General features: G+C 62.5%; 23 protein-coding genes. 9 read left to right on the forward strand and 14 right to left on the reverse strand.

Annotation, left to right across the window (positions count from 1 at the left end; all coding sequences use genetic code 11):
* Positions 1-21 precede the first annotated feature (21 nt).
* The 7 genes from HMPREF2734_RS02155 to glf form a co-directional block, all read right to left on the reverse strand.
* The gene (locus HMPREF2734_RS02155) at positions 22-792 is read right to left on the reverse strand and encodes an ABC transporter ATP-binding protein (RefSeq protein ID WP_070423332.1); all 771 of its coding nucleotides are present in this window, start codon (positions 790-792) and stop codon (positions 22-24) included.
* A complete protein-coding gene (locus tag HMPREF2734_RS02160) occupies positions 789-1,784 on the reverse strand; it encodes a FecCD family ABC transporter permease (RefSeq protein WP_083279546.1) in 996 nt (331 codons plus the stop codon). The genes HMPREF2734_RS02155 and HMPREF2734_RS02160 overlap by 4 nt, the downstream gene beginning before the upstream one ends.
* Positions 1,784-2,806, reverse strand: coding sequence for a FecCD family ABC transporter permease (locus HMPREF2734_RS02165; RefSeq protein WP_070568860.1), 1,023 nt, complete (start codon positions 2,804-2,806; stop codon positions 1,784-1,786). The genes HMPREF2734_RS02160 and HMPREF2734_RS02165 overlap by 1 nt, the downstream gene beginning before the upstream one ends.
* A 12-nt stretch (positions 2,807-2,818) precedes the next feature.
* Entirely contained in the window at positions 2,819-3,721 is a 903-nt protein-coding gene (locus HMPREF2734_RS02170) for a siderophore-interacting protein (RefSeq protein WP_070568863.1), read from the reverse strand.
* Between the two features lie 293 nt (positions 3,722-4,014).
* Positions 4,015-5,727 (reverse strand): RNA-binding domain-containing protein, encoded by a 1,713-nt coding sequence (locus HMPREF2734_RS02175; RefSeq protein ID WP_070568866.1) that lies wholly within the window; start codon positions 5,725-5,727, stop codon positions 4,015-4,017.
* Between the two features lie 128 nt (positions 5,728-5,855).
* Positions 5,856-6,092 carry a hypothetical protein gene (locus tag HMPREF2734_RS02180; RefSeq protein WP_070423337.1) on the reverse strand — a complete coding sequence of 79 codons (237 nt, stop codon included), beginning with the start codon at positions 6,090-6,092 and terminating at the stop codon, positions 5,856-5,858.
* 9 nt (positions 6,093-6,101) lie between these two features.
* Positions 6,102-7,292, reverse strand: coding sequence for a UDP-galactopyranose mutase (gene glf, locus HMPREF2734_RS02185; RefSeq protein WP_070568868.1), 1,191 nt, complete (start codon positions 7,290-7,292; stop codon positions 6,102-6,104).
* A gap of 150 nt (positions 7,293-7,442) precedes the next feature.
* On the opposite strand from glf, the gene HMPREF2734_RS02190 reads away from it, so the two are divergent.
* On the forward strand, positions 7,443-9,326 hold the full coding sequence (locus HMPREF2734_RS02190; RefSeq protein WP_246816763.1) for an N-acetylmuramoyl-L-alanine amidase: 1,884 nt from the start codon (positions 7,443-7,445) through the stop codon (positions 9,324-9,326).
* A gap of 18 nt (positions 9,327-9,344) precedes the next feature.
* Here the strand turns inward: HMPREF2734_RS02190 and glpK are convergent, their stop codons facing one another.
* Entirely contained in the window at positions 9,345-10,805 is a 1,461-nt protein-coding gene (gene glpK, locus HMPREF2734_RS02195) for a glycerol kinase GlpK (protein WP_070568871.1), read from the reverse strand.
* Positions 10,806-11,108: 303 nt separating this feature from the next.
* On the opposite strand from glpK, the gene HMPREF2734_RS02200 reads away from it, so the two are divergent.
* Both HMPREF2734_RS02200 and HMPREF2734_RS02205 read left to right on the forward strand, forming a co-directional pair.
* Positions 11,109-12,041, forward strand: coding sequence for a hypothetical protein (locus tag HMPREF2734_RS02200; protein ID WP_141750402.1), 933 nt, complete (start codon positions 11,109-11,111; stop codon positions 12,039-12,041).
* Between the two features lie 72 nt (positions 12,042-12,113).
* A complete protein-coding gene (locus HMPREF2734_RS02205; protein WP_070568874.1) occupies positions 12,114-12,575 on the forward strand; it encodes a hypothetical protein in 462 nt (153 codons plus the stop codon).
* Here HMPREF2734_RS02205 and HMPREF2734_RS02210 read toward each other — a convergent pair.
* From HMPREF2734_RS02210 to serS, 3 genes are read right to left on the reverse strand one after another with little or no spacing between them, the layout of a single operon-like run.
* Positions 12,572-13,411, reverse strand: a complete 840-nt coding sequence (locus tag HMPREF2734_RS02210) for a Cof-type HAD-IIB family hydrolase (RefSeq protein WP_070568877.1) — start codon at positions 13,409-13,411, stop codon at positions 12,572-12,574. The genes HMPREF2734_RS02205 and HMPREF2734_RS02210 overlap by 4 nt on opposite strands.
* Positions 13,408-14,238, reverse strand: coding sequence for a lysophospholipid acyltransferase family protein (locus HMPREF2734_RS02215; protein ID WP_070568879.1), 831 nt, complete (start codon positions 14,236-14,238; stop codon positions 13,408-13,410). Before HMPREF2734_RS02215 ends, HMPREF2734_RS02210 begins: the two co-directional genes overlap by 4 nt.
* On the reverse strand, positions 14,238-15,491 hold the full coding sequence (gene serS / locus HMPREF2734_RS02220; protein WP_070422639.1) for a serine--tRNA ligase: 1,254 nt from the start codon (positions 15,489-15,491) through the stop codon (positions 14,238-14,240). The genes HMPREF2734_RS02215 and serS overlap by 1 nt, the downstream gene beginning before the upstream one ends.
* Before the next feature lie 80 nt (positions 15,492-15,571).
* Here serS and HMPREF2734_RS02225 point away from each other — a divergent pair, with 80 nt between their 5' ends.
* The 3 genes from HMPREF2734_RS02225 to HMPREF2734_RS02235 are packed head-to-tail and all read left to right on the forward strand — an operon-like array spanning position 15,572 to position 17,760.
* Positions 15,572-16,300 carry a GntR family transcriptional regulator gene (locus tag HMPREF2734_RS02225; RefSeq protein WP_070422640.1) on the forward strand — a complete coding sequence of 243 codons (729 nt, stop codon included), beginning with the start codon at positions 15,572-15,574 and terminating at the stop codon, positions 16,298-16,300.
* A gap of 9 nt (positions 16,301-16,309) precedes the next feature.
* On the forward strand, positions 16,310-17,410 hold the full coding sequence (locus HMPREF2734_RS02230; RefSeq protein WP_070568881.1) for a septum formation family protein: 1,101 nt from the start codon (positions 16,310-16,312) through the stop codon (positions 17,408-17,410).
* 2 nt (positions 17,411-17,412) lie between these two features.
* Positions 17,413-17,760 (forward strand): metallopeptidase family protein, encoded by a 348-nt coding sequence (locus HMPREF2734_RS02235; RefSeq protein ID WP_070568884.1) that lies wholly within the window; start codon positions 17,413-17,415, stop codon positions 17,758-17,760.
* Here the strand turns inward: HMPREF2734_RS02235 and pheA are convergent.
* On the reverse strand, positions 17,757-18,581 hold the full coding sequence (pheA, locus tag HMPREF2734_RS02240; protein ID WP_070568888.1) for a prephenate dehydratase: 825 nt from the start codon (positions 18,579-18,581) through the stop codon (positions 17,757-17,759). The genes HMPREF2734_RS02235 and pheA overlap by 4 nt on opposite strands.
* A complete protein-coding gene (locus HMPREF2734_RS02245) occupies positions 18,582-19,505 on the reverse strand; it encodes a DUF2891 family protein (protein ID WP_070568891.1) in 924 nt (307 codons plus the stop codon). It abuts the gene before it with no gap.
* A 17-nt stretch (positions 19,506-19,522) separates the two neighbouring features.
* Between HMPREF2734_RS02245 and HMPREF2734_RS02250 the strand changes: the two genes are divergently transcribed.
* Both HMPREF2734_RS02250 and HMPREF2734_RS02255 read left to right on the forward strand, forming a co-directional pair.
* On the forward strand, positions 19,523-20,230 hold the full coding sequence (locus HMPREF2734_RS02250; RefSeq protein WP_070568895.1) for a CPBP family intramembrane glutamic endopeptidase: 708 nt from the start codon (positions 19,523-19,525) through the stop codon (positions 20,228-20,230).
* A gap of 31 nt (positions 20,231-20,261) precedes the next feature.
* On the forward strand, positions 20,262-21,590 hold the full coding sequence (locus tag HMPREF2734_RS02255) for an LCP family protein (protein ID WP_083308035.1): 1,329 nt from the start codon (positions 20,262-20,264) through the stop codon (positions 21,588-21,590).
* A gap of 330 nt (positions 21,591-21,920) precedes the next feature.
* Here HMPREF2734_RS02255 and HMPREF2734_RS02260 read toward each other — a convergent pair whose 3' ends face one another.
* Positions 21,921-23,504 (reverse strand): alanine/glycine:cation symporter family protein, encoded by a 1,584-nt coding sequence (locus HMPREF2734_RS02260; RefSeq protein WP_083279457.1) that lies wholly within the window; start codon positions 23,502-23,504, stop codon positions 21,921-21,923.
* 187 nt (positions 23,505-23,691) lie between these two features.
* On the opposite strand from HMPREF2734_RS02260, the gene HMPREF2734_RS02265 reads away from it, so the two are divergent.
* A complete protein-coding gene (locus HMPREF2734_RS02265) occupies positions 23,692-25,134 on the forward strand; it encodes a YjiH family protein (RefSeq protein WP_246816764.1) in 1,443 nt (480 codons plus the stop codon).

A 25,134-nucleotide genomic window follows, 5' to 3' on the forward strand; every position in this document is an offset into this window, starting at 1 on the left:
AACACCAGGCAGAAGTGGTGCTTACCGGGGTACAACCAGTGGCCCCCCGTTTACCGGGTCTGTTGCCACGACAGCAGGCAGATGAAAAACACGGTCCAGTAAGGACTCGGTGAGCACCTCGGCGGGCGCACCGACCGCTTCCACCTCGCCACGCTGCATCACGATGAGTTGATCTGAGTAGCGTGCAGCGAGGTTCAAGTCATGCAGCACCATAAGCACGGTTCTCCCCTCCTGATCAGCGAGACGACGTACGAGTGACAAGACCTCGACAGAGTGAGACAAGTCGAGATAGGTCGTAGGCTCGTCCAACAACACGAGCGGAGTCTCCTGAGCTAAGACCATCGCAATCCAAGCGCGCTGACGCTGACCACCAGAAAGTCGCTCGAGCGGACGGTTTGCAAACTCCGTGATATTGGTCAGTTCCATCACCTCATCGACCACACGTGAATCCTCAGCCGAGCTCTGTCGCAACCAAGATCGATGTGGGTGGCGTCCACGGCCAACCAAATCATGCACTGTCAGCCCCTCGGGAGCCACCGGAGTCTGTGGCAACACTGCAAGCTGACGCGCAATCTCGCGGCGCTTCAGATTCGCCATGTCCACGCCGTTCAGCGTTACCGTGCCGCAGTCACGCGTAAGAAGCCCTGCCACAGCACGCAACAGCGTTGACTTGCCACAACCGTTTGGGCCGATGATTGTGGTGATTCCGCCTTTGGACACGTCGAAATCAATGCCCTTGAGGATGACGGAAGCGCCATAACTTACCTTAAGATTTCGGACCTGAAGCATCATATGGACACCTTTCGTGTTGCACGCAACAGCGTGTAAAGCAGCACTGCGCCACCAATTGCAGTTGTGGCTATCCCCACCGGCAGATTCCCCGGCACCAGGGTTCGCACCGCCAAGTCAGCGACGGATACGATCGCCGCGCCAGTAAGCATCGCGGTTCCTAATGGCGGCGTTGCTGCATGTGTGATCTTGCGTCCGATCTGTGGTGCGACAAACGCCACGAAGGCTATCGGCCCAGATGCCGCAACGCCCATCGATGCCAGTATTACAGCCATTAGCATGAGGGTCAGCTGGGTACGCCGGGGCTCTACCCCGAGACCAGCAGCAGTGTCCTCCCCCAAAGAGAGTGCCTCAAGCTTGAAGGCTACCCACCGCAATAGTGGAATGACGACCGCCAGTGCAATGAGTACAGCGATGGCGTCGTGCCAACTAGAAGAACCCACCGAACCGGTCACCCACGCCTGCGCCTTGCCTACATCTCGATAGTCAGCACGAACAAGCAGGAACGAGTTGTAGGCCATCGCCAGCGCATTGATGATGATGCCGGCGAAGACAAGCTGGAAAGACCCTAGTCCAGCACCACGACTCAGCCACCAGATTGCCGCAGATACGGTCAGTCCCCCGAGGAATGCACTGAGCGGCACGCCCAATACACGCAGCATCATCCCGGCACTTCCACCAGCGAGTAGCGCGGTCAACGCGAAAGCGGAGGCACCCGAGGTGACCCCCAAGATGTCCGGACTCGCCAGTGGGTTCCTTGTAATGGTCTGGAAAATTGCCCCGGCAAAGCCCAGCGCAGCACCTACCCCCAGCGCCGTGACCACTCGTGGCAGGCGCCACTCGAGAACTACAGTCCGGGTCAGCTCTGCCGTTTGGCCCATGAGAGCGGAAACTACGTCTCGAACCGATAGCTCGAAATCTCCAACCATCACGCCCCCGAGGGCAGCGGCTAGGGCCAGCACCGCAAGAGCAGTGTTTATCGCGAAAACCCGCATCAGAGTTTCGTCCCCTTCCGCAAGATATGCAGTGCAAATGGGGCCCCAACGAAGGCGAGTGTGATGCCCACCTGTAATTCTCCAGGGCGCGCGATGACGCGACCAATAACGTCAGCAAGCAAGAGCAACGTCGCCCCAGCCAGCGCGGAACACGGCAGCACCCAGCGGTAGTCCGGGCCGGTGAGGCTACGCACGAGGTGCGGAACAACCAGGCCAACGAACCCGATCGGTCCGGCTCCAGCCACCGCTGCGCCAGTAAGCAATGCAACCAGGACGATACCCAAGGTCCGCGCGATAGAAACTCGGACGCCAAGTGCATTTGCCACGTCATCCCCCAAGTTCAGGAGGTTTAGCTGATTCGCTGAAGCAAAGGCGCCCACGAGCCCAAGAACAATCACGGGAGCAAGGACCGTGACCACCTGCATATCGCGTCCGGCGATAGCACCCGCTGTCCAAAACCGCATCTCATTAAGGCTTCGCGTATGCGTCAGTACGATGCCGCTCGTCAGCGCAGAACAAACCGCACCCAACGCGGAACCACCAAGCACCACCGTGATCGGCGTAGATCCCAGGCTTCTCATGCTGAGCACGAACACAAGCGCTACCGCAAGTATCGCCCCGAGAAATCCCACCCCGACAGTGCCTAATACCGTCATTGACCCATGAAAGGAAATGGCTGCTGCCACAGCAAGCGCCGCGCCAGGCCCGACGCCCAGCAGGTTTGTGTCTGCTAACGGGTTTCGGGTGTGTCCCTGCAGCAGTGCGCCCGCAGTGCCCAGCGCTGCTCCCACCAGCAGACCAAGCAGAGTGCGCGGAACACGGAGCTGCGCGATGATCTTCGCCTCATCGCTGGACGCCTCAGGCTGTTCGTCTGCGCCCGAGAACGCCAGCATGAGTCCATCACGAACCGCGCTCACCGTCGCCTCGAAACCCATTTCGCGCGCCCCGATCAACAGCGACACCAGCGCTGCACACACAGTGGAAATCACAAGGAGGGCGACAAGCCCAACACGTTTAGTCACGCTGTAACTCCGTTACCGCCAGTACCCCATGAACGACACGTGGTGACGAGGCACTCCCGCCTCACCCACCAGAAGCCGCCGCATCGCCGTCACAGCCGTATTCTTCCCAGCGATCCAGTAATAGGTATGTCCCACGGTATCCGGCGTGGAAGCTATGGACTCACCACTGCTGGAATACGTGGGTGTCTCCCAGACTTCATCGAGCTGGGCTTCATCCACAAGGCCAGTTTTTCCAGTTTCCAACGAAGCGGAGGCACAACGGGATCCAACTTCCTGTTTCAGCTGCGCAAGAAGCAAGCCTCCGTAGTCGAAGTCACCCTCTTCACGAAAGTGCCAACGGATATCAACCTGTGAAGGGGAGTCGATGGGCAGGTGATTGCCGGCGGGCACCTCGATATCAACCGAACCGGCGAGCCCCTCGGGCCAATCCCCCAAGATACGAGCCATTGCAGGCAACGCGGTTTCATCGCCGTAAAGACGCACAATCGCAGCAGATCCGGGGTCAAACTCAATACCAACACCGGAATCATCGTCGCGGGTTGGTCCAATAATCAGCAGCTGCTGCCCAGGGTGTGCGTCCTGCGCCCACGCCGAGGCGGGACCGGGACTATCGCTGTGCAAAACAAAATCCACATCCAATTCGTCAGGGCCTTCAGCACTTCGCCGGAACTCCCGAATGGAATAGGTACGCAGGTGTCCGCGCATATGCTCCGGCATCGCACGCCACGTCTCCCACCACCCCTCTTCCGGAAGCTCGAACAGACCACTGACAGGCGGGATCAGTAGCTTGATACGCAAATCCCTGATAGGAACGGCGGGTCCCATGTCGTCGACCCCGGTGAACGTCACCCGCTGGAAACTCGGCGCAATGCGTTCACTGCGGACGACGGTTGCAAGGAAAGGTCTAAAACTCACCCCGCAAACTATATAGGCTTGCCTATCCTAAGGAAAGCATTGAGGTGAGCAGTCCCGGCGCCCGTGTAGCCGGCCAAACGGCTAGTCGCCTTTAAGACCGGTGACGGCACGGGCGCGGGCATCATCAACCGCCCTGACATCAACCGGTACCTCGTGTCCGCCTTCGTCGCCCCGGTCCCGAGCGCCTAGCCACCCGGCTGCGGAGTTGTTTGAAACAACTATGAAACAACTCGCTATAAAACTGACCCGAAATTAAACCATCGCCGCAGTTCACAATAGTTGTTTCGAGTTGTTTATACCGAAACCCAACGGACACTCGGGCCTCGCGTTGGGCTCCCGTCGGCGATTTTCGCTTTCCCTAGGTCCCGAAGGTGGCGAAGGATTCGGCTCACTGATTCACGCTCGACGCCGAGTTCATTCGCAACCTCACGAGCGTTCAGGGACTTCCCCTCGCGCAACTGAGCAACGATCCAGTCCTCGGTAGTCACGGATGCAATCACAGTGGAACCGTTTTCCTCAAACGCCGTCCGTGCTCGAGCAGACAATATCCACTCGGGGGCATCCCGCAAAGGTTCTAGGAAGCCCTGACTTGCGTACCACCCCAAGTATTCTTGGGCCTGCGCTTCCGGGACTTGCATGAGTCGGGCCGCCGTGGACGTCATCAAAATCTGGTTGTTCGCCAGATGACGCGCCACTAAGAGCCCATTTACGCTATTGAATATCGCCTCTCCGAACTCAGCACGCAGCAGGTACAGCGACTTAATAAAAGCCGAATCGACGTTTCCGGCGGGCAACGTGACCTCCACAAACGGTCCATCGGCATTCAGACTAGGCGCTTGTCTACCACTGGCGAGCATGGAGACCCACATGCGATCGAAGCCTCGCGAAGACTCTTCAGCGAGGCCCAACCGCCGCAATGCACCCATCAGAATCGGGTTACGCGGGATCGATTGGGTGGTCAGAATCCTTTCCTCAGGCACGCCGACAGGGAGACCACCAGGAGACCAAACGGTCAGACTGGTCGGAGACTGATCAACAACGATTGCAGTGGTCGCTCCCCAGTCGCGGTGCGCGAATGCGTTGGAAACAATTTCGTCTACAGCAGCCGCAGGAAACGCCGGAATGGGAAACTCTTGCCCGTTCGGGAGTTGCACTCGCGCAATTTCCTGCGACGTGTGAGCCTTAATCAACGCACGAAGCTGTTCTGATGCAGTAATCAACGGTGCGGAGATCTCGGTGACTTTCGGATCGCCACTGGGCACGTCGCGAAGCAAGTGTCGCACGACCGTCCGGTTGCGCAGCGGCTGCATGAAGAGAATTTCTGCCGCAAAGGTCAGCGCGCCATGGGGCGTAAACAATCCCAACTCACTGCAGAGTTCAAGACTCGTCTGGGGTACAGGAGAGTCATCACCCAAGGCATGCTTCCGGTTGGCAAGGAGTGCTTTAGCCTGCTCGATTGCCTTAGGATCGAGATCTTCAGGGCTTCGTCGAGACGCAGTAGCGCTCAGGTCAGGGTTCGAACGGGACAGGTGAATACTGCGACGCTCATCCTCGCCCAGAGGGACGCAGTTTTTCCCGACACGTTTACTGGCTTGGCCTTTGGAACGCTGATACAGCGCCATCCCCCGTGGGATGCGCAATGCAATCAAACGCTTGCCGCAGCGCTCGATTTCAGAAGCTTCGACCTGAATATGAGGCTGCGTCTTGCTGTAAATCTTTTCCACCAACCAGTCGCATGAGCGATCGGTGCCAGTGAACGCAGCAGGGCCTGCCTTCTTGTCATTGACGCCAAGGACGATGTAGGCGACACCGCCGTCGGCGTTGGAGAAACAAATGACCTCGTCGACAAGAAACTCCACAAGCCCCGCATCGGGGTTCTTGTTCATCGGGTGGACAGCAGGATCTTCCTTGAAATCCAGTACCTGGGATTCCCAGCTCCCAGCGCTATCTCCGGCCTCAATTGCCGACAGCGCTTCCTCCACACCCTCAAAACCCGAATCGAGCATGGGCTCAGAATAACAAAAGTTGTTTCAAAGTTGTTTGAAACAACTCCGAAACAACTTACCGCAAAACTCGCCCGAAATCAGCCCATCCGAGCAGGTCAGCATAGTTGTTTGGAGTTGTTTTGGGTTGTTTATAACTCGACCGTCGTGCCGTCGATCACCTTGGACGGCACACCGATCTTGCCGGCGGCGCGCACGTCAGCGAACCCGTCAAGCGAGTCGCGCAGGGTGAGGAAGCGTTTGAGGTTGCGCAGGTTGGTGACGTCGAGAAGTTCGGCGTCGCCGAAGGCCTGCGGGTCTGCCTTAAACTGCGCGATCACGTCCGTGCAGTCGGGGCAGTCGGGGTGAACGAAAATCTCAGCGCTCACAAGTACCTCCTAGTGGCCGCGCGGCTGGGACAGTGGCTCGCCGGACTCGAAGAACGGACGGAGCTGGTTGTCGAACAGGGTCAGCGCAGACGCGATGGCCATGTGCATGTCCAGGTACTGGTAGGTGCCCAGGCGGCCGCCGAAGAGGACGTTGTGTTGTTCGGATTCGGTGGCGGCGAGTCGTCGATAAGCCTCGAGCTTTGCGCGGTCCTCGGGGGTGTTGATCGGGTAGTACACCTCGTCGTCGCCCTCGGCGAAGCGGGAGTATTCCTTGACAATGACGGTCTTGTCGGTGGGGTACTCGGTGCGCTCCGGGTGGAAGTGGCGGAACTCGTGGATGCGGGTGTAGGGGACGTCGGCGTCGTTGTAGTTCATCACCGAGGTGCCCTGGAAGTCGCCGGTGTTCAGCACTTCCTGCTCAAAGTCGAGGGTGCGCCAGCCGAGGTGGCCTTCGGCGTAGTCGAAGTACTGGTCGAGCGGGCCGGTGTAGACCACTGGTGCGTCGGGGTTTTCGGCGCGGATGTCGTCGCGGACGGTGAACCAGTCGGTATCGGTGCGGACGTCGATAAGTTCGTGCTCCGCCATCTTCTCCAGCCAGGCGGCGTAGCCGTCGACGGGCAGGCCTTCGTACTTGTCGTTGAAGTAGCGGTTGTTAAAAGTGTAGCGCACTGGCAGGCGGGAGATGATCTCCGGCGGCAGGTCGGTCGGGTCGGTTTGCCACTGCTTGGCGGTGTAGTGCTTGACAAACGCCTCGTAGAGCGGCTTGCCGATCAGGGCGATGCCGCGCTCTTCCAGGTTGGTCGCGGCGGCTGGGTCGAGGCCTTCACGCTGCTGTTCGATGAGCTTCTTCGCTTCGTCCGGCGAGTAGTACTTGCCGAAGAACTGATTGATCAGGCCGAGGCCCATGGGGAATTGGTAGGCGGTGCCGTCGTGCATCGCGAACACGCGGTGCTGGTAGTCGGTAAACGAGGTGAAGCGGTTGACGTATTCCCACACGCGCTCGTTCGACGTGTGGAAGAGGTGCGCGCCGTATTTGTGCACCTCGATGCCGGTTTCCGGCTCCTGCTCCGAGTAGGCGTTGCCGCCGATGTGGTTGCGCTTTTCCACCACCAGCACGCGTTTGCCCAGCTCGCTCGCCGCTTGCTCGGCCACGGTGAGGCCGAAGAACCCTGATCCAACAACAATGAGGTCGTATGCCATGCGGTCTATTTTCGCACAGTTGCTTATCGACGACACCACGCCGCGACACGCCACAAAAGCCTCAAGTCTTTCTTGAGACTTTAAATTGCACTACACTGCGTTCCAGTCACAATTGCCACTATTTTCACAAGAAGTGTCAGGAGTTTTACCGTGCAACAACGCCGTAGTCTTCAGGGCGGTGCGGTCCGACCACGCCGGGCCGTAGTCCTGCCTGCCGTGGTGTCCGTTCTCCTCGTGGTGGCTCTCGTCGCTACGCAAGTGTTCAGCGGCAACCGCATCCTCCACGTCCAATCCCTCGGCGCCGGCGCACCCGAGGTGTACACCGCGTCCGAGTCCTTCGCGTCCGGCGCGAACATCACTGTCGACGACGCCGCCATCCGCACCCAAGGCGGCGAAGAAGGCGAAGTACGCCGCGTGGTCAAGGAGTTCACCAACGACCGCGACTTCTCCATCGTCGGCCTGACCTGGACCGGCGACCGCGACATTGCCGCATTCGTCCGCTCCCAGAAGGCCGACGGCACCTGGTCCGAATGGTTCGAAATGGACCCGATCGACCCGCCGAAGGGCAGCGACAAGTTCGGCACCGAACCGATCTTCGTGGGCAAAACCAAGCGCGTCCAGGTCTCCACCGGCGGCGTTGATCTTCTCGACGGCGGCCGCACCGACTCCGGCGCACCCACCACCGCCAAGGACCTCAACGCTGTCTTCCTCGACGGCGGCGAAGGCCAAACCCAAGGCGGCATCAACCCGGTCGCGGACTCCTACACCTGGGGCATGCCCAAGGTGATCACCCGCGCACAGTGGGGTGCAGGGTCCAGCCAGGCCCCGTACTACTCCGAACCAACCACCGCAGCGACCGTGCACCACACCGCCGGCTCCAACAACTACACCGAGGCCCAGGCACCGGGCATCGTCCGCGGCATCTGGAACTACCACGCCCGCACCCTGGGCTGGGGCGACATTGGCTACCACGCACTCGTGGATAAGTACGGCAACATCTACGAAGGCCGCGCAGGCGGCATGGACCGCAGCCCGCAAGGCGCACACGTCGGCGGATTCAACCAAAACACCTGGGGCGTCTCCATGCTTGGCGATTACCAAAGCGCCCAGCCCACCACCGCAGCACTGCGCGCCATGGGCGAAATCATCGGCTGGAAGGCAGCCGTCGCCGACTTCAACCCAATGGGCTACAGCTACCACCAGGCAGAATTCAGCTTCAAGGGCTCCAAGTACTCGGCTGGCCAGGGTGCATCGTTTAGCAACATCAACGCTCACCGTGACTTCCACTACAGCACCTGCCCAGGCGACAACCTGTACTCCAAACTGCCCATGATCCGCGCCACCGCCGCAGCGAAGTACCGCACGCTCAAGGCCGGCAACCGCGCAGGCCTGGGCAACCGCGGCACCGAGTCGACCGCTGTCACCACCACGGCGCAGTCCCCGGCATTGCCAGGCGACACCGGCAATCAGGGCAACACCGGCAACAACGCCACAGGCGTTCTCACCGGCCTGACCTCCGGCGACCCGATCGCCATCGCCACCGCGGCCGGCACCGTCATCGGCGCAGTCCTGCTGTTCCTAGCGGCACGCGACATGCTCCCCGGCGTCAGCGAGCGCCAGGGGGTGGAGGTCTTCCAAGGGCTCAACCTCGCACAGGTCTCGGAGTTGGCCCAAAAGATCGGCCCGGCCGTCGGCCCCGCACTGAACGCCTTCGGTGCCACCGAGGCCGCCGCCGTCTGGACCGCGCTCGAGCCCACCCTGGGCAAACTCATCGCAGGCGTTGGTGGACCGACCGGCCCGGCGATCACCTTCTACTCCAACGGCATCGCCGCGCGTAATGACCAGGGTGAGATCATCTCGCTCGTCGGCAAGATTGCGGAGACCTGGCTGCAGCAAGGCCTCGACGCCGGCCCGCTGGGCATGCCGATCACCCGCGAGTACTACCCGACCACCGACGTCGTGCGCGTCGACTTCGAAGGCGGCTCCATCACCTACAACCCGGTCACCAACGCGGTGGACATCTCCACCCGCTAGGCCCTCGCAGGCTCGGGCCTAGACAAGATCCAAACTGCGCGACACCGCGTCTTCCCACGCGGTAACCAGCCGGTCCCGTTCGGGGCCGGCCATTTCGCTTTCCCAGGTGGTGGAGGTGCCAAGCGACAAGGGTTCGTCGATAAGCGAAATGCCCATCGCCGCCGCCGACGCCGCCCCCATCACCGTCGTCTCCGTATTCGCGGGTCGCTCCACCGTCACGCCCAGGATGTCGGCCTGCATCTGCATCAACAGGTTGTTCTCCGTCATGCCGCCATCGACCTTCAGCGTCGTCGGGTCGCCGCCCATCGCACACACCACCTCGCGCGCCTGCAGGCACGTCGCCTCCAGCGCAGCCCGAGCAATGTGCCGCTTATCGACGAACCGCGTCAACCCCACAATCACACCCCGCGCATCCGGACGCCACCGGGGCGCGAAGAGCCCTGAAAACGCCGGCACGATCACCACTCCCCCGCTGTCCTCGACCTGCTCCGCCAGGGTTTCCGATTCTGCGGCGGTGCTCAAGATGCCGAGCTGGTCACGCAGCCACTGAATCAACGACCCGCCCACGGCCACCGAGCCCTCCTGCGCGTACACCGGCGGCTGGCCCTGCACCTGGTAGGCGACGGTGGTCAGCAGGCCGCGGTCGCTAAACTTCGGCTCGGCACCCGTGTTGAGCAGCATGAACAGGCCGGTGCCGTACGTCATTTTCGCGTCGTTCTCGTGCAGGCCACCCTGGCCGAACAGCGCGGCCTGCTGGTCGCCGAGCACGCCCGTGATCGGCACGCCCGCCAGCGGACCCCGCGGACGGATCTTGCCAAAGTTGCCCACAGACGGCCGGATCTCGGGAAGGATTCGGGGCGGGATGCGGAGGTCGTCGCAAAGTTGCTCGTCCCAATCGAGGGTTTCCAAATCCATGAGCAACGTACGCGACGCGTTGGTCACATCCGTCAGATGCAACGCCTCGTCCTTGTCCTTCGCCCCGCCCGTGAGGTTCCAGATCAGCCACGTGTCCATCGTGCCTGCCAGGAGTTCACCCTTTTCGGCCCGCTCACGAGCGCCTTCGACATTGTCCAGAATCCACGCCCACTTCGGCGCCGCAGGATACGAATTGTGCAAAAGCCCGGTCTTACTCAGGTACTTCGTGGCGTCCCCGTCGTGGTTCGTGCGGGTGTCCTGCCACACGATCGCGTTGTAGATCGGCTTGCCGGTTGCTTTGTCCCAAATCACGGCAGTCTCGCGCTGGTTGGTCAGCCCGAGAGCGTAAATGTCCTGCTCAGCGATGTCCTTGTCAGCAAGTGCTTCGCTGAGCGCCCGGCGTGTGTTACGCCAGATCTCCATCGGGTCGTGCTCCACCCACCCCTTGCGCGGCATGATCTGCTCGTGCTCAAACTGCGCCTGGGTGATGACCTTCCCGTCCGTGCGCGTGATGCACACACGTGTCGACGTCGTACCCTGGTCAATCGCCGCAATCAAAGCCATGCGCGTGATTCTACGGTGGGCGGTGGTGCCCGTTGGGTTGTTGTGGCGCTTTCTGGCTCGTTTCCGGTGCTTTCCTGGCGCTTTCTGACTCGTTTCCACTGCTTATCGTCTAGTTTCCGCTGATCGTCTAGCTGCATTTTTGTCGAACCAGACGATCAGCTAATTACTGAAAACCGTGTTCATCATCACCTGGGGAAATACCCGGTCCTCCCCGAGGCCGTCTAGCTGGATTCGAGGTGGAGCTAGACGATGAGCCGAACTAGACGATCAGCGCGCCCCGGTTCCCTCAAAATGCACAATATATTGCGCAAAGACCCCCTTTACAGCGCAGCAGTCGGGTGCAATATTGCCTACATGGGGGATTTACAGAAGAAACGCGAAGCAGAACTCGAACTCATTCAAGACGTCGCGGCAAAGTCCAGATCTGCAGTAATCACAGGTCCAGCCGCGGCCAGGTGGCTAGGACTCTCGACATACAACTGGGTCACCACAGTCGACCTCGCACTACCAGGAGAAACGAGGCCGTGGAAGCGCGGCGATGCCCATCGCATTTACAGAAGTGGAATCCTCGCTGAGCAGGAGTACCTCGTACACAAGGGGGTTCGCACGGCGACGGCGATCAGGGCGATGTTCGACTCGTTCAGGTACCACGGGCGCACTGAAGCGCTGGTGCAAATCGAGTCGGCGAGGTGGAAGCACCGCCACCTGACCACGGAATACCTGCTGGATAAAACGGAAACGCTGCCGAAAGCACGCGGAATCGCGGGGTTCCGAAAACTCATCGAACACGCGACGGATACGTCAGCGAGTGTGTTGGAGACGATTGTTCGCGACGCAATCCTGCGTGCGATCGCAGACGGAACGCTTACCGGGGTGGTCACGCTCGAGTTCCAGGTTGGCCTGCGGATCCGGGAACGTGACGGCCGCCCGATGATGGCCTGGGCGGACATACTGATCAACGGGTTTCTCGTTGTGGAGGCCGACGGTCTCGAGAAGACGAGCGGGGTAATGGGAGATGCAGCGAGCATGCTTCGCGACGAACGCGAGCGCGAAACCCAGCTTCAAAACCAGGGCGCAGTTGTCAGGCGGGTGAGGTGGGACCGTGCAACGTCCACCGAGTTCATCGCGTCGCTGCAGACTGTGATCGACAGCAGCCCCGGCGTGAGGGAGTTGCCAAATCGGGTAGACGTGAACTATCGCGACTGGTTGGAGGAGTTAGAACAACGCGCGGCATGATCTGTTCGTGCTCAAACAGCGCACGCCGCCGCCTATGTATGCTCTACGTCACACACAACCCAGGAGGACACTATGTGGTTTGACGGATATCTACGGCAATTCGGAAACCGGCTGGAGGACTTCCTTTCAGTAGCAGTCCCCGAAGCGCTCGCAGAATTGACGCCTTCCCAACGGGAGCAAGTTACCAATGGCGTAGACGAGTTTCCCTTTGAAATCGTGCTCGAAATTCTCAACGCTAAACACAGCCATGAAGACACCGTCTCCCGCATCCTGGCCATAACCGGAACATGGATGAATGCCGCATCAGGGAGCCAGTGGACTGTTGGTCCTCTCAGCAGCACTGCTTACTCTGAGCGAGTAGGTGTAGGTGTTAGGTGGGGCGAGCTCGCATTTTCACCGTTGTTAGGTATCTCGGAGAACCTTGTCGATACATTTCCCACCTGGCCGGGCGTACTCATGGAATTTGCTCGCATGCAAGAGGACGATCGCGACTATTTCCGCCAGAGAATGCAGGAAATCCTCGAACAGCCCTAGTACCAGCGCTCGAGGACTGCGGCGACGCCGTGTTCGTCGTTGGTGGTGGTGACGTGGTCGGCGGCGTCTTTGAGTTCGGGTTTGGCGTTAGCCATGGCCACGCCGGTGCCCGCCCACTGGAGCATCTCCAGGTCGTTGGGCATGTCGCCGAACGCGATTGTCTCGGCGGCGGTAAGCCCGTAGCGGTCGGCGAGGTATTGGGCGCCGGTGGCTTTGTTGGCGCCGGGTCGGGATATTTCGATGAGGCCTTCGTCCATGGAGTAGGTGACGTGGGCGGTGGTGTCGTCGATAAGCGGTGCGATGATGTCGTACATCTCCGCGGAGGTCATGTCGGGGCAGCGGACCAGCAGTTTCGCGGCGGGCACCTCGATGAGCGTTTGCTTATCGACGACACCAAACCGACTATCCCACGCATCCGGGTTGTACTCCGGCGTGATCAGGAAGCATTCGTCCTCCGGGTCGAGGGCTGAGGAGCCGACGCGTTCGACGCCGTAGCCGTGGTAAACGCCGGCAAGTGCGCGTTCGACGTCGTGGAGGATTTCGCCCATGGTGTCGGGGCTGAGTTCGTGGGCGTGGAGGACGCGGTCCTCGGTGGGGTCGTAGACCACGGCACCGTTGGCGCACACGCACACGGGTGCGACCGGGAGCTGCTCGAGCACCGGGATGAGCCAACGGTGGGGGCGGCCGGTGGCCAGGCCGAAGTGAGCGCCGCTGGAAATCGCACGGGACACCACGTTGCGCAGGCGCGGGGTGACGCGACCGGCGGAGGTGATGAAGGTGCCGTCAATGTCAGAGATGATCAGGCGGGGTGCGGTGTCCGGCAGCGAGGTGGTCATGGTTTCCGGCCCTTCTTCGCGGCTTTCGCGGCGCGTTCTTCGGTGTGGATCCGGTCGGCCTCCTCAATGGTGGGTGCGGTGCCGCCGAGGGAGGCGGGCATCCAGGGTTCACCCGTGCCGGGGCCGGCGAGTGAGGTGTAGTCGGTGCGGGATTCGTCGAGAAGCAATTGCATCTGGCGCTTGAGTTCCGCCATGTCGGCCTCGGCGTCCCCGGTGAGTTCGACGGGTGCGCCGTAGCGGACGATGACCGGTACGTTGCGGAAGTGTTTCGGCAGGTCCTTGGTCCAAATGCGTTGCGATCCCCAGATCACGCACGGGATGAGCGGCACACCGGCCTGATGGGCGATGCGCGCGGCACCGGTTTTGAAACTGGCCAGTTCGAACGAGCGGGAGATGGTCGCTTCCGGGAAGATGCCCACCAGGTTGCCGCTGCGAAGTCGCTCCACGGCGGGCGCGATGGCGGTGCTGCCGTGGGCGCGGTTGACCGGCACGTGATGCATCTTGCGCAGCAGACGCCCGAGGACGGGTACGTCGAAGACTTCCTGTTTGGCCATGAAGCGCACGAGGCGCTCGCCGCGCAGGTAGGGGCCGGTGCCCATGAGGATGAAGTCGGCGTAACCGGTGTGGTTACCGGCGATAAGCGCGCCGCCCTCGGTGGGGACGTGTTCGGCGCCGATGACGGTGACGTCGATGTTCAACGCCCGCATCACGCGCCGTAGCGTACCCACGAGCCCCTGGTAGAAGCGCTCCACCGCCTCCGTACGGTGGGCCGGGCTTGCAGTAAAGCGGTGCGGGACGTTGAATCCGCGGTAGGCGCGCAGTTTCATTAGGGCGTGAGCACTTCCTTGCCAACCCACGGACGCAGCGCCTCAGGGACGCGCACGGAGCCGTCGGCCTGCTGGTTGTTCTCCAGGATGGCGACGAGCCAGCGGGTGGTGGCCAGGGTGCCGTTGAGGGTTGCGGCAATCTGGGTCTTGCCGTCGGCGTCGCGGTAGCGCGTCTGCAGACGACGAGCCTGGAAGGTGGTGCAGTTCGAGGTAGACGTCAGTTCGCGGTAGGTGTTTTGCGACGGCACCCACGCCTCCGTATCAAACTTACGGGCTGCAGAGGAGCCCAGGTCGCCGGCGGCGACGTCGATGATGCGGTACGGCACCTCAACGGCGGCAAGCATGTCGCGCTCCAGGCCGAGAAGCTTCTGGTGCATCTCCTCTGCGTCTTCCGGCTTGCAGTAGGCAAACATTTCGAGTTTGTCGAACTGGTGGACGCGCAGAATGCCCTTGGTGTCCTTGCCGTAGGAGCCGGCCTCGCGGCGGAAGCAGGAGGACCAGCCGGCGTAGAGCAGCGGGCCGTCGGACAGGTCGATGATCTCGTCCTGGTGCAGGCCAGCGAGTGCAACCTCGGAGGTGCCGACGAGGTACATGTCGTCGCGCTCCAGGTAGTAAATCTCCTCGTCGTGCGCGTCGAGGAAGCCCGTGCCCTGCATGATGTCCGGGCGTACCAGCACCGGCGGGATCATGAGCTTGAAGCCGGCCTCGCGGGCCTTCTGCGCGGCGAGCATGAGCATGCCCAGCTGCATCCAGGCGCCGTCACCGGTGAGGTAGTAGAAACGCGCGCCGCCGACCTTGGTGCCGCGCTTCATGTCGATCAGGCCGAGCGGCTCGGCGAGGTCCAGGTGGTCCTTGACCTCAAAGTCGAACTCGGGGACCTCGCCGACGTGCTCGAGGACCACGAAATCCTCTTCGCCGCCAGCCGGGGCGCCCTCGATGACGTTGGCGATGGAGTACTGCAGCTTCTCCAGCTTCTCCTGCGCCTCGGCTTCCGCAGCTTCGGCTTCCTTCACGCGGGCCTTCAACTCGTTAGAGCCCTCCAGCAGCGCTGGGCGGTCCTCCGGGGCTGCCTGGCCAATCTTTTTACCGAACGCTTTCTGCTCGGCGCGCAGCTCATCTGCTGCTTGGATCGCAGAGCGTCGGGCTTCGTCGGCGGCCAGGAGCTCGTCGACAAGCGCTGGGTCCTCTCCGCGAGCTCGCTGGGACTCGCGGACTGCCTCGGGGTTTTCGCGCACACGCTTCAGATCAATCACAGTTGCATACCTTACCTTGTCCCCCGACGCGCGTACGCCGATCCGCTATCCGGTCATAACCAGTGCGCTATGGTGGCCTTATGCCCACCCGCATCACTGACGGCCCCGTGCCCAAGCATGAGCAGCTGCGCGCGATTATCGACGAGCTGATCTCCACCGAGCTCTCCCCCGGCGACCCCCTGCCTGGCGAGCGGGCATTAGAAGAGGCCTACGGCGTCTCCCGCATCACGGTGCGTCGCGCGATCGGAGATCTTGTGTCCGCTGGCCGTTTGCGCAGGGTGCGCGGCAAAGGCACGTTTGTGGCGCCTGCCCCGCTGGTGAGCCGTCTGCACCTGGCGAGTTTTTCGGACGAGATGCGAGCGCAGCGGGTGGAGGCGTCGTCGAGAATCTTGCTCTCTGAGCGCACGACTCCGCCGGACGCGGTGGCCACGTTCTTTGGCACCCCGCCCACGACTGAGCACATCCGCCTGCGGCGCTTAAGGCTTGGCGACGGCGAACCGTACGCCGTCGACGACGCCTGGTACAACTCCATCCTTGTGCCTGACCTGCTGGAAAACGACGTCTACCACTCCGTGTACACCCTGCTGGAAAACGAATACGGACTCGGCATCACAGAAGCGGAGCAGACCGTCACCGCCGTCACGGCAGGCCCCGACAACGCACCGCTTCTCGACGTCACCCCGGACACCGCCCTGCTCCACATCCTGCGCTACGCCCGAAGCGGCACCAGCAACGTGGAGTATTGCTCCTCGGTGTACCGCACGGACCGCTACCGGCTGACTACACGGGTCGCCCGCGAAGTGGAATAATGGTGCGCCATGGCTTCGAAACAGACCGCGCTGCGCGCCTTTCTCATCGCCACTCTGGCGGGCACGGTGGGCGCTGGCACCTACGGACTGACCGCCGATAGTTCCGGCTCCGCAGACCAGGCGGGCGGCTCGTCTACCTCGAGTTCTGTTGCGGAGGCGGCGTCGTTCACCACCGCCGACGCCGGCTCGTGTTTGACGTGGCAAGTTGCCGAAGACGGCACCCATACCAACTTTGAGCAGGCGGATTGCGCCGGCGAGCACCGCTTCGAGGTTGCCGCGCGCGAGGACCTGGCCACCTACCCCACCTCCGAGTTCGGGCCAGAAGCACCGCTGCCAAACCAGACCCGCCAGGCGCAACTGCGCGAGGAACTCTGTGGCGCTGCAACCCTGCGCTACCTGGACGGCAAGTACGACCCGAACGGGCGTTACTCCATCGCTCCGATCCTGCCGCCGGCCGACGCGTGGCAAAACGGGGACCGCACCATGCTGTGCGGCCTGCAGGAAACCGACAGCAACGGCGAGCCGGTGCTGACCTCCGGCCGAGTTGCGGAGGCGGACCAGGCCCGCGTGTTTGAGGCCGGCGAGTGCGTGGCCATCGACGCCGCCAACTCCCTGTCGGTGGTGCCATGCGACAAGCCGCACCAGCTGGAGATCACCAGCCGCGTCAACCTGGCGAAGCACTTCGCAGACCACACCCCGTCCGTCGAGGAGCAGGACAAGTACCTCGGCGACGTGTGCACTCAGGCCGCGCAGGATTACCTGGGCAGCGAGGAGGCGCTCTACCAGATTGCGCTGCGCCCGTTCTGGACCTCGCAAACCGCCGCCGCTTGGGAGGGCGGTTCCCGCAGCGCCAACTGCGCGTTGATGTTCTCGCGCCCGGAGGGCCAGTTTGCCAACCTCACCGGGTCTGCGACGCAGGGCCGCGAGCATTTGCTTATCGACGACGCCCCGCCACCCGCACGCCCCGAACGCCGCCCGTTGCGCTCTGAGCAGCAGGCAAACCAGTCGCAGGCCCCGGCACCTGCGCCGGAAGCGCCTGCCCCCGAAGCGCCTGCCCCCGAAGCGCCTGCCTCCGAAGCGCCTGCACCTGAGGCTCCGGTGCAGTTCTGATGATGGCCCCGGTCAGCGACGAACTGTTCGAGGAGATGATCAACGACGCGTTGGACACCATCCCGGACCGCTTCGCCGAGCACATGCAGAACATGGTGATTTTGGCCCGCGACTTCAACCCCGACGACCCCACACTGTTGGGCCTGTTCGAGGGCGTGCCGCTGACCGAACAGCACTCCAACCACTCCGGGTTCCTGCCCGATGCGGTGTTCATCTACAAAAACGCACTCGAAGCCATCTGCGCTGACGAGGAGCAGTTGCGCCACGAGGTGAAGGTGACTGTCCTGCACGAGGTCGGCCACTACTTCGGGCTAGAGGAACACGAGCTGCACGCCCTCGGCTGGGGTTAGGCCTTCGGCCAGCTCCCGAGCATGCGTATCTGCGTCGCCTGCTCCCCCACGGCGGCAATCGCCTGGGCGATGGGCTCGTCGTCAATGTGGCCCACCAGGTCGACGAAGAAGTTGTACGTGTTGAGCTCTTTGCGGGTCGGGCGTGACTCGATGCGCGACATGTCCACCCCGCGCACCGCGAACTCTTGTAGCGCGCCGACCAGGGTGCCTGGTTTGTTGGGGGTGCGAAAGACGATGGCGGTGCGGTCGTTGCCTGTTGCGGCCGGTACCTTGCCTTGCTTACCGACGAGCACAAACCGCGTCCGCGCCGTCTCCATATCCGCCACCCCACGGGCGTGAACGTCCAGGCCGAACAGGTCCGCGGCGCGCTCGGGCGCGGCCGCCACGTCCGCTTTACCGTCGGCCACCATCTTCGCCGCGGCCGCGTTCGAGGACGCCGGGACGAACTCCACGCCCGGCGCGTGCTCACCAACCCAGCGTTTGACCTGGCTGTACGCCACCGGATGGGTGGCCAAGCGGCGGGCGCTGCCCAGTGTTTCGCCCGCGCGTGTCATGATGGCGAACGCGATGGACAGTTCCGTCTCGGCGTAGATCTGCACGCCGGGGGTGTCCACGAGCGCGTCGGCGGTGGTGGTCACCGCACCGTCGACGGAGTTCTCGATCGCGCACACCGCCCAATCGGTCTTGCTTTCCGCGACTGCTTTAAGCGCCGCCGCAGGCGAGTCAACCGGGACGAACTCGGCTTGGCCTGTGGAGTCGAAACGGCGCGCCGCCTCCTCGGTGAACGTGCCCTCGGGTCCGAGATACGCAATTCGTGTCATTTACTTCTCCTGTGCTTCCTCTTCGGCGAGTAGCGCGTAGGTGATCAGCCAGTGTGTGGCCATGAAGTTGGTGCCGGTGAGGTGGGGCACGGTGGCGTCGATAAGCATTTGCGTACCCTCTGACCTGCCGATAGCCCGCAGCAACCACGCCCGCGTCAGCATTAGCCCAAGCAGGTGAGCCTGCTGGCCGTCGTCGGGGTCGTTGACCTGGAGCGGGGTGGCGTAGAACTCCAGCGCACCCGGAGTGAAGAAGCAGTCTAGCCAGGCGGGGAAATCCTCGCCGAGTACGCGCTGCATCAGGGCTGCCTGCGCCAGCCCGTTGGGGACGAAGTCGTGGCCGGACAGTTCCCAGGTGTGTGGGTAGGCGTGGTCGTTGTGGAACCAGGCGCGGGCGGTGTCGTCGCAAAGCAAGCGGAGCTTGTGGAGGCCGAGTGCGTCGGCGGCGTCGATGATCAGCAGCAAAGCGAGCGCCGAGTTGCTATGCACGCCGTGGCGCACCGGCAACTGCTGAGTGCCAAGCCAGGCGGTGATGTTCTCCTCCAGTTGGCGGGCCAGCGGCGCCATCGCGGCCTCCCACGGGGTGCCGAGCGTGACCTTGCACAACTGCAGCGCCCACGCCCAGCCATACGGCCGCTCGTACAGCGGGTGCTCGCGCAGGTAGGCAGCCTCGGCGGCGATGTTGTCGGCGGTCAGGCGCTGGTTGAGCAGGTCGGTGAGCGAGGGGTCGTCGACTAGCTTGTGCAACTTCACCCCGCTGGCCAGCATGTGCACGCACGAATGCCAGTCGAAAGACCCCCAAAACGCCGGGTGCAGGCGGCGCGGGGTGACATCCGTGTCGGCCGGCCCGAGGCTCGCGTGGTGCATCGCCGCCGGATACTCCCGGCCGACGACCTCGACGACAGTGCGCGCCCACATTTCGTGCATGGCGCTAAAGTTACCGCATGCAACGGCGCCTGAAGATAGAGATCCTGCTGGTCCTCGCCGTCACATTCGGCACCGCGGGCCTGCGCGCAGCCCTGCGCCTGATCGACTCGCTGCTCAAAGCCCCGCTCAACCAACAAACCACCACAATTTACGACGCCACCTCCACCATCCCGTGGCTCGACCTCGCCCTCCAGGCATGCTCGGCGTTGACCCTGTTCGCGTGGGGTGGGCTCGCATGGTTTCTTCTCGACGACCGAGCGCAACCACCCCGCCTACCCCGCCTCCCCGACCTCGCCCGCGGTGTCGGATTCGCCGCCCTGATCGGCCTGCCCGGGCTCGCGTTCTACGTCACCGCCGTGCACCTCGGCCTGTCCAAAGTTGTCGTACCGACCACCGAGGCCGTACAGATCCCCACCTCCCTACTGTGGTCGCTCGCCAACGGCTTCGGCGAAGAAATCGTCGTGGTGATGTACCTGGTCACCCGCCTGCGCCAACTCGGGTGGAAGCCCTGGCAGTTCATCGCCGCCTCAGCCGTACTGCGCGGGTCCTACCACCTGTATCAGGGCATCTCGGCGGGCCTGGGCAACATCGTCATGGGCGTGGTGTTCGCCTGGTACTTCCACAAAACGGGGCGCATCTGGCCGCTGATCATCGCCCATTTCCTCATCGACGCCGTGGCGTTTATCGCCTACCCACTCCTCGACCTGTCGTGGCTCGGAATCTAACCACACGCGTCACACTGGTTACACTGTTTTTATGTCAACGACGCCCCACTCCAACGACCCCCGCGACAACGCGGGCGAGTTCGTCCTGGGCAAAGACGGAAAACCCCTCGTCGACCGCTACGGCCGGCCCGTCCGCCGCCGGCCCTCACAGTCTGCGCGGCCTGCGGATTCCCGTGCTGAGCGGCCCGCACGGCCCGCCGAGCGACCCCCGCGCCGCGAAGAGTGGCGCCGGGAAGAACGCCGCGTCGAACCCGGCCACACCGTGTACGAGTCTCGTCCCACCTACGAGCCGCGCCGCGCACCCCAGTACCCTCCGCGCGAGCCTGCCCGTCCGGCGCAGTACCGGCCCGGACAGCGCCCAGCGCAGGGCCAGTACAGGCCCGCGCAGCGTCAGGCACCCCGTGATGAACGGCCGATGCCGCTGCAGGTGTCCAAGAGGAGGGAAAGGTCGGCGGGGCGTCGTCGTCAAGCAAAACGCCCTGGATGCGGCAGCATCATCGCCCTCATCATCGTGATCGCGCTCGCGTCCGTCCTCCTTACCGACGCCCGCCTCAACCGCGTCGCCGCACTCCCCGACGAACAAATCGGCAATACAGCCGGCACCAACTGGCTCCTCGTCGGCTCCGACTCGCGCACCGGCTTGAGCGAACAGGACGTCGAACGGCTCGGCACCGGCGGCGACATCGGCTCCACACGCACCGACACCATCATGCTGCTCCACCTGCCGCTGCGCGGCAAAGCAACCCTGATGTCTATCCCGCGCGACTCCTACCTGCCAGTTCCCGGATACGGCTACGACAAGATCAACGCCGCGTTCGCCCTCGGCGGGCCCGAACTTCTGGTGCAGACCGTGGAGCAAAACACCGGGCTACACATCGACCGCTACGCTGAAATCGGTATGGGCGGCATCGCCGGAGTTGTCGACGCCGTCGGAGGCGTGGAAATCTGCGTCGCCGAACCTATCGACGACCCCCTCGCCAACCTGTTCGTCGAGCCCGGCTGCCAAAAGATGGACGGCCCCACCGCACTCGGCTACGTACGCACCCGCGCCACCGCCCAAGGCGACCTCGACCGCGTCGTCCGCCAACGCGAATTCCTCAGCGCATTGACCTCACGAGTGTTCTCACCTGCGGTGTTCCTCAACCCGTTCCGGGTCGGGCGCCTGCTATGGGTCGCGCCGACGCTGCTCACCGTCGGTTCCGGCGACCACGTTTGGAACCTCGCCCGCATCGCCTTCGCTATGCGCGGCGGCCTTGACACCGAGACCGTGCCCATCGGCGGCTTCGACGACACCGAAGTGGGCAACGTGGTGCTCTGGGACGACGAGGCAGCCGAAGCCCTGTTCGCCCGGCTGCGGTAGCGGCTGGTTGGCGGCCGGTTGGCGGGTGGGCCGGCTGCGCCTCCTTTCCCCCGCCCCCGCCCCTCCCACACATGGTGAGAACACAACGGTGAAGACGCGTAAAAACTCGCAAGCTCTCCGTTGCGTTCTCACCATCTGTGGCGGTGGGGTCGGTGGGGGCGTCGCAAAGCTAAACGGCGCCTCCTACACGGTGCATTTCGTCGAAAATCAGCGAAATGAGCTGTGTTGGATGTACCGTTTGGGACCGGCACCCAACCGAACCACCCCGCCACGCACGAAAAAGCCGGCCGCCGGGCGCAAACCCGGAGACCGGCTTAGAGCAGTAAGCGCTTACTGCTCGTCTGGTCGCACGACCGTCGAGCCAGAGCCAGCACCAGCAGCACCTGCGGTGCCCTCAACGCCGGGCCACTTGCCAGCGGCGATGAGCTCGTTCTTGCGCTCAACCCAGAAGTCGGCGTTCTTGATGCCGAGTGCTTCGGGGTCGAAGTGCGGGTCGATACCGGCCTTCTTCTGGCGGCGGTAGTCCCACAAGCACTTGAGGGCCGGGACCTGCAGGAAGAGGATGGCGACGATGTTGAGCCATGCGGTTGCGCCCACGCCGATGTCGCCGAGTGCCCACGCGTTGCCCGGGGTAGTGGTTGCGCCGATGAACACCGCAGCGATGATCAGGACGCGTAGGCCCCAGATGATGGCCTTGCGGGCGCCTTCGTTCTTTACCCAGCGGTTGAGGTAGACGGAGTTGGTTTCTGCCATGTAGTAGTACGCCAGCACGGTGGTGAAGGCGAAGAACATGATGGCCAGCGCGATGAAGGATGGGCCGAGGCCGGCGGAGAAGGAGTTCAGGCCTTCTTGGACGAAGCCGGGGCCGACGGGCACGCCGTCGGGAAGCGAGCCGTCGTAGACTACGGCGCCGTCTTCGGACTGGCCTTCGAACACCTTGTACATGTCGGTGGAGATGATGATGAAGGCGGTTGCGGAGCAGACGAAGAGGGTGTCGATGTAGACGGCGAATGCCTGGACGAAGCCCTGCTTGGCCGGGTGGGAGACTTCGGCGGCTGCTGCGGACTGCGGGCCGGTGCCCTGGCCTGCTTCGTTGGAGTAGATGCCGCGTTTGACGCCCCACATGATGGCTGCGCCGAGCATGCCGGAGAATGCTGCTTCCTTGTCAAAGGCGGAGCGGAAGATGATGCCGAAGACTTCGGGGATGTCGGAGGCGTTGGCGAAGAGGACGACGATGGCGATGATGATGTAGATGGCGGCCATGAACGGGACGACCATGGATGCGAAGTTCGCGATGCGCTTCACGCCGCCGATGATGATGAAGGCGAGGAGGATCGCCATGACGGCTGCGGAGATCTTGACGTCGATGCCCCATGCGTTGTCCACGGCTGCGGCTACGCCGTTGGCCTGGATGCCGGGGAGGAAGTAGGAGGTTGCCAGCAGCATGCAGATTGCGAAGATGATGGCGTAGACCAGCATGAATGGTGCGGCGGTGGTGTGCTTGTAGGCCTTTTCGATGTAGTAGGCCGGGCCACCACGGTATTCGCCGGTGTCGCGGTCGGTTTCCTTGTAGATCTGGGCGAGGCAGCACTCGATGAACGAGGTTGCGGAGCCGAGTAGGGCGACGAGCCACATCCAGAAGACTGCGCCGGGGCCACCGAAGGCGATGGCGGTGGCGACGCCGGCGATGTTGCCGACGCCGACACGGCCGGCCAGGGAGATCATCAGGGATTGGAACGAGGAGATGCCTTCCTCGGACTTTTCGCCGGATTTCAGTTGGCGGATCATGTCGGGCAGGCAACGGATCTGCAGGAACAGGGTGACGAGTGTGAAGTATGCGCCTGCGCCGAGGCACAGGAACACCAACCAGTTGGACCAAATGAGGCCATTGAGGGTGTCGATGAACCCTTCCATGGCGCCCTCCTTTTGTTTGTGTGCTGGGGTTTTCTTGAACGTCGCTTCAAGTAACTAGAGAATCTAGACCATCACTTTGTGCCGTGTGTCACTTTTTGTGTAAAAATTATTCTTCGGCACCAAAAATATTCGGCCCCAATTGTTGGGCAGACGTTGCGGACGCCGCTGCAGTATTGAAAGGATGTTTATGGAACCCGCTGGTAAGCGCACGAATCGCATGCGTAGGTATTCGCCTGCGTGGCCAGTCAAGGATTTGCCCGCAAGTTCGCATGTGCTTGACGACGACTCCACGTCCCCGGCTGATACCAATCCCGACGCCACCCCCGATGCGGATGTGAAAGCGAAGGCGGTGTGGCGTTTCTTTGTGTACAGCGCCATCGGTATCTTCGCGTTTTTCGTGCCGTTTTCTATTAATGGTTCGAAGTCGACGATCCTGCTGGATCACATCGTCACGTGGATCACGACGACCCTCGGCGAGGGCACCCGTTTCCTGGCGCTGGCGGCGATCATCGCTGGCACGATCTACCAGTTCGTCACTGGACGCTGGAAAGAGGACTACGCACGCATGGCGTTTGCGGCACTGTCTGTGCTGGCGATTGTGCTGTGCGCGATGCTGACGTTTGGGTTCGGCCCGGAGTGGTTGTTCAACCCGGATATTGGTCCGTTCATCCTGGATAAGTTGGTGATCTCGGTCGGCCTGCTGATTCCGGTCGGCGCGATCTTCTTGGGTTTGCTGGTGGGCTTTGGCCTGATGGAGTTCATTGGCGTGATGGTGCAGCCGATCATGCGCCCGGTGTTCCGCACTCCGGGCAAGTCTGCGGTGGATGCGGTGGCGTCATTCCTTGGTTCCTACTCGCTGGGCCTGTTGATCACGGATCGTATGTATAAGAACGGCAGCTATAACGGGCGTGAGGCGTCGATTGTTGCTGCAGGTTTTTCTACGGTGTCGGCCACGTTTATGGTGATCGTCGCTAAGACGCTCGACATCATGGAGCACTGGATCGCGTACTTCTTTATCGCCTTCATCATCACGTTTATCGTGACGGCGATTACGGTGCGCATCCCTCCGATTTCGCGCATTCCGGAGGATTATTACCCGGGGGCGACGCCGCATCCGGAGAAGGAGATCACCGGTAACCGTTTCAAGGCGGCATGGCGTGAGGCGAAGATTGAGCTCAACCGTGCGGATTCGTTGGGCAAGGTGTTGTGGACGAACTTCCGCGACGGTTTGGTCATGGCGGTGCAGGTCACGCCGGGCATCATGTCGGTTGGCGTGATTGGCCTGGTGCTGGCGACGTACACCCCGGTGTTCAAGGCCGTTGGCGTGGTGTTCTATCCGGTGGTGTGGTTGCTGCGTCTGCCGGATCCGTGGGCAACGTCGGGTGCGCTGGCGACCGGCTTGGCGGAAATGTTCCTGCCGGCCACGCTGACGGCGGGTTCGGATGACATGGTGTTGAAGTTCACCATTGCTGTGGTGTGCGTGAGCCAGATTTTCTTCTTCTCGGCGATGGTGCCGGCGGTGTTGGCGACGGACATTCCGCTGAACATCGTGAAGATGGTCATCATTTGGTTCATCCGCGTGGTGCTCACCGTGATCATTACGGTGCCCGTCGCCCACCTGCTGTTCTAA

The organism is Corynebacterium sp. HMSC055D05, assembly GCF_001810365.1.
GTDB classification, from domain to species: domain Bacteria; phylum Actinomycetota; class Actinomycetes; order Mycobacteriales; family Mycobacteriaceae; genus Corynebacterium; species Corynebacterium coyleae.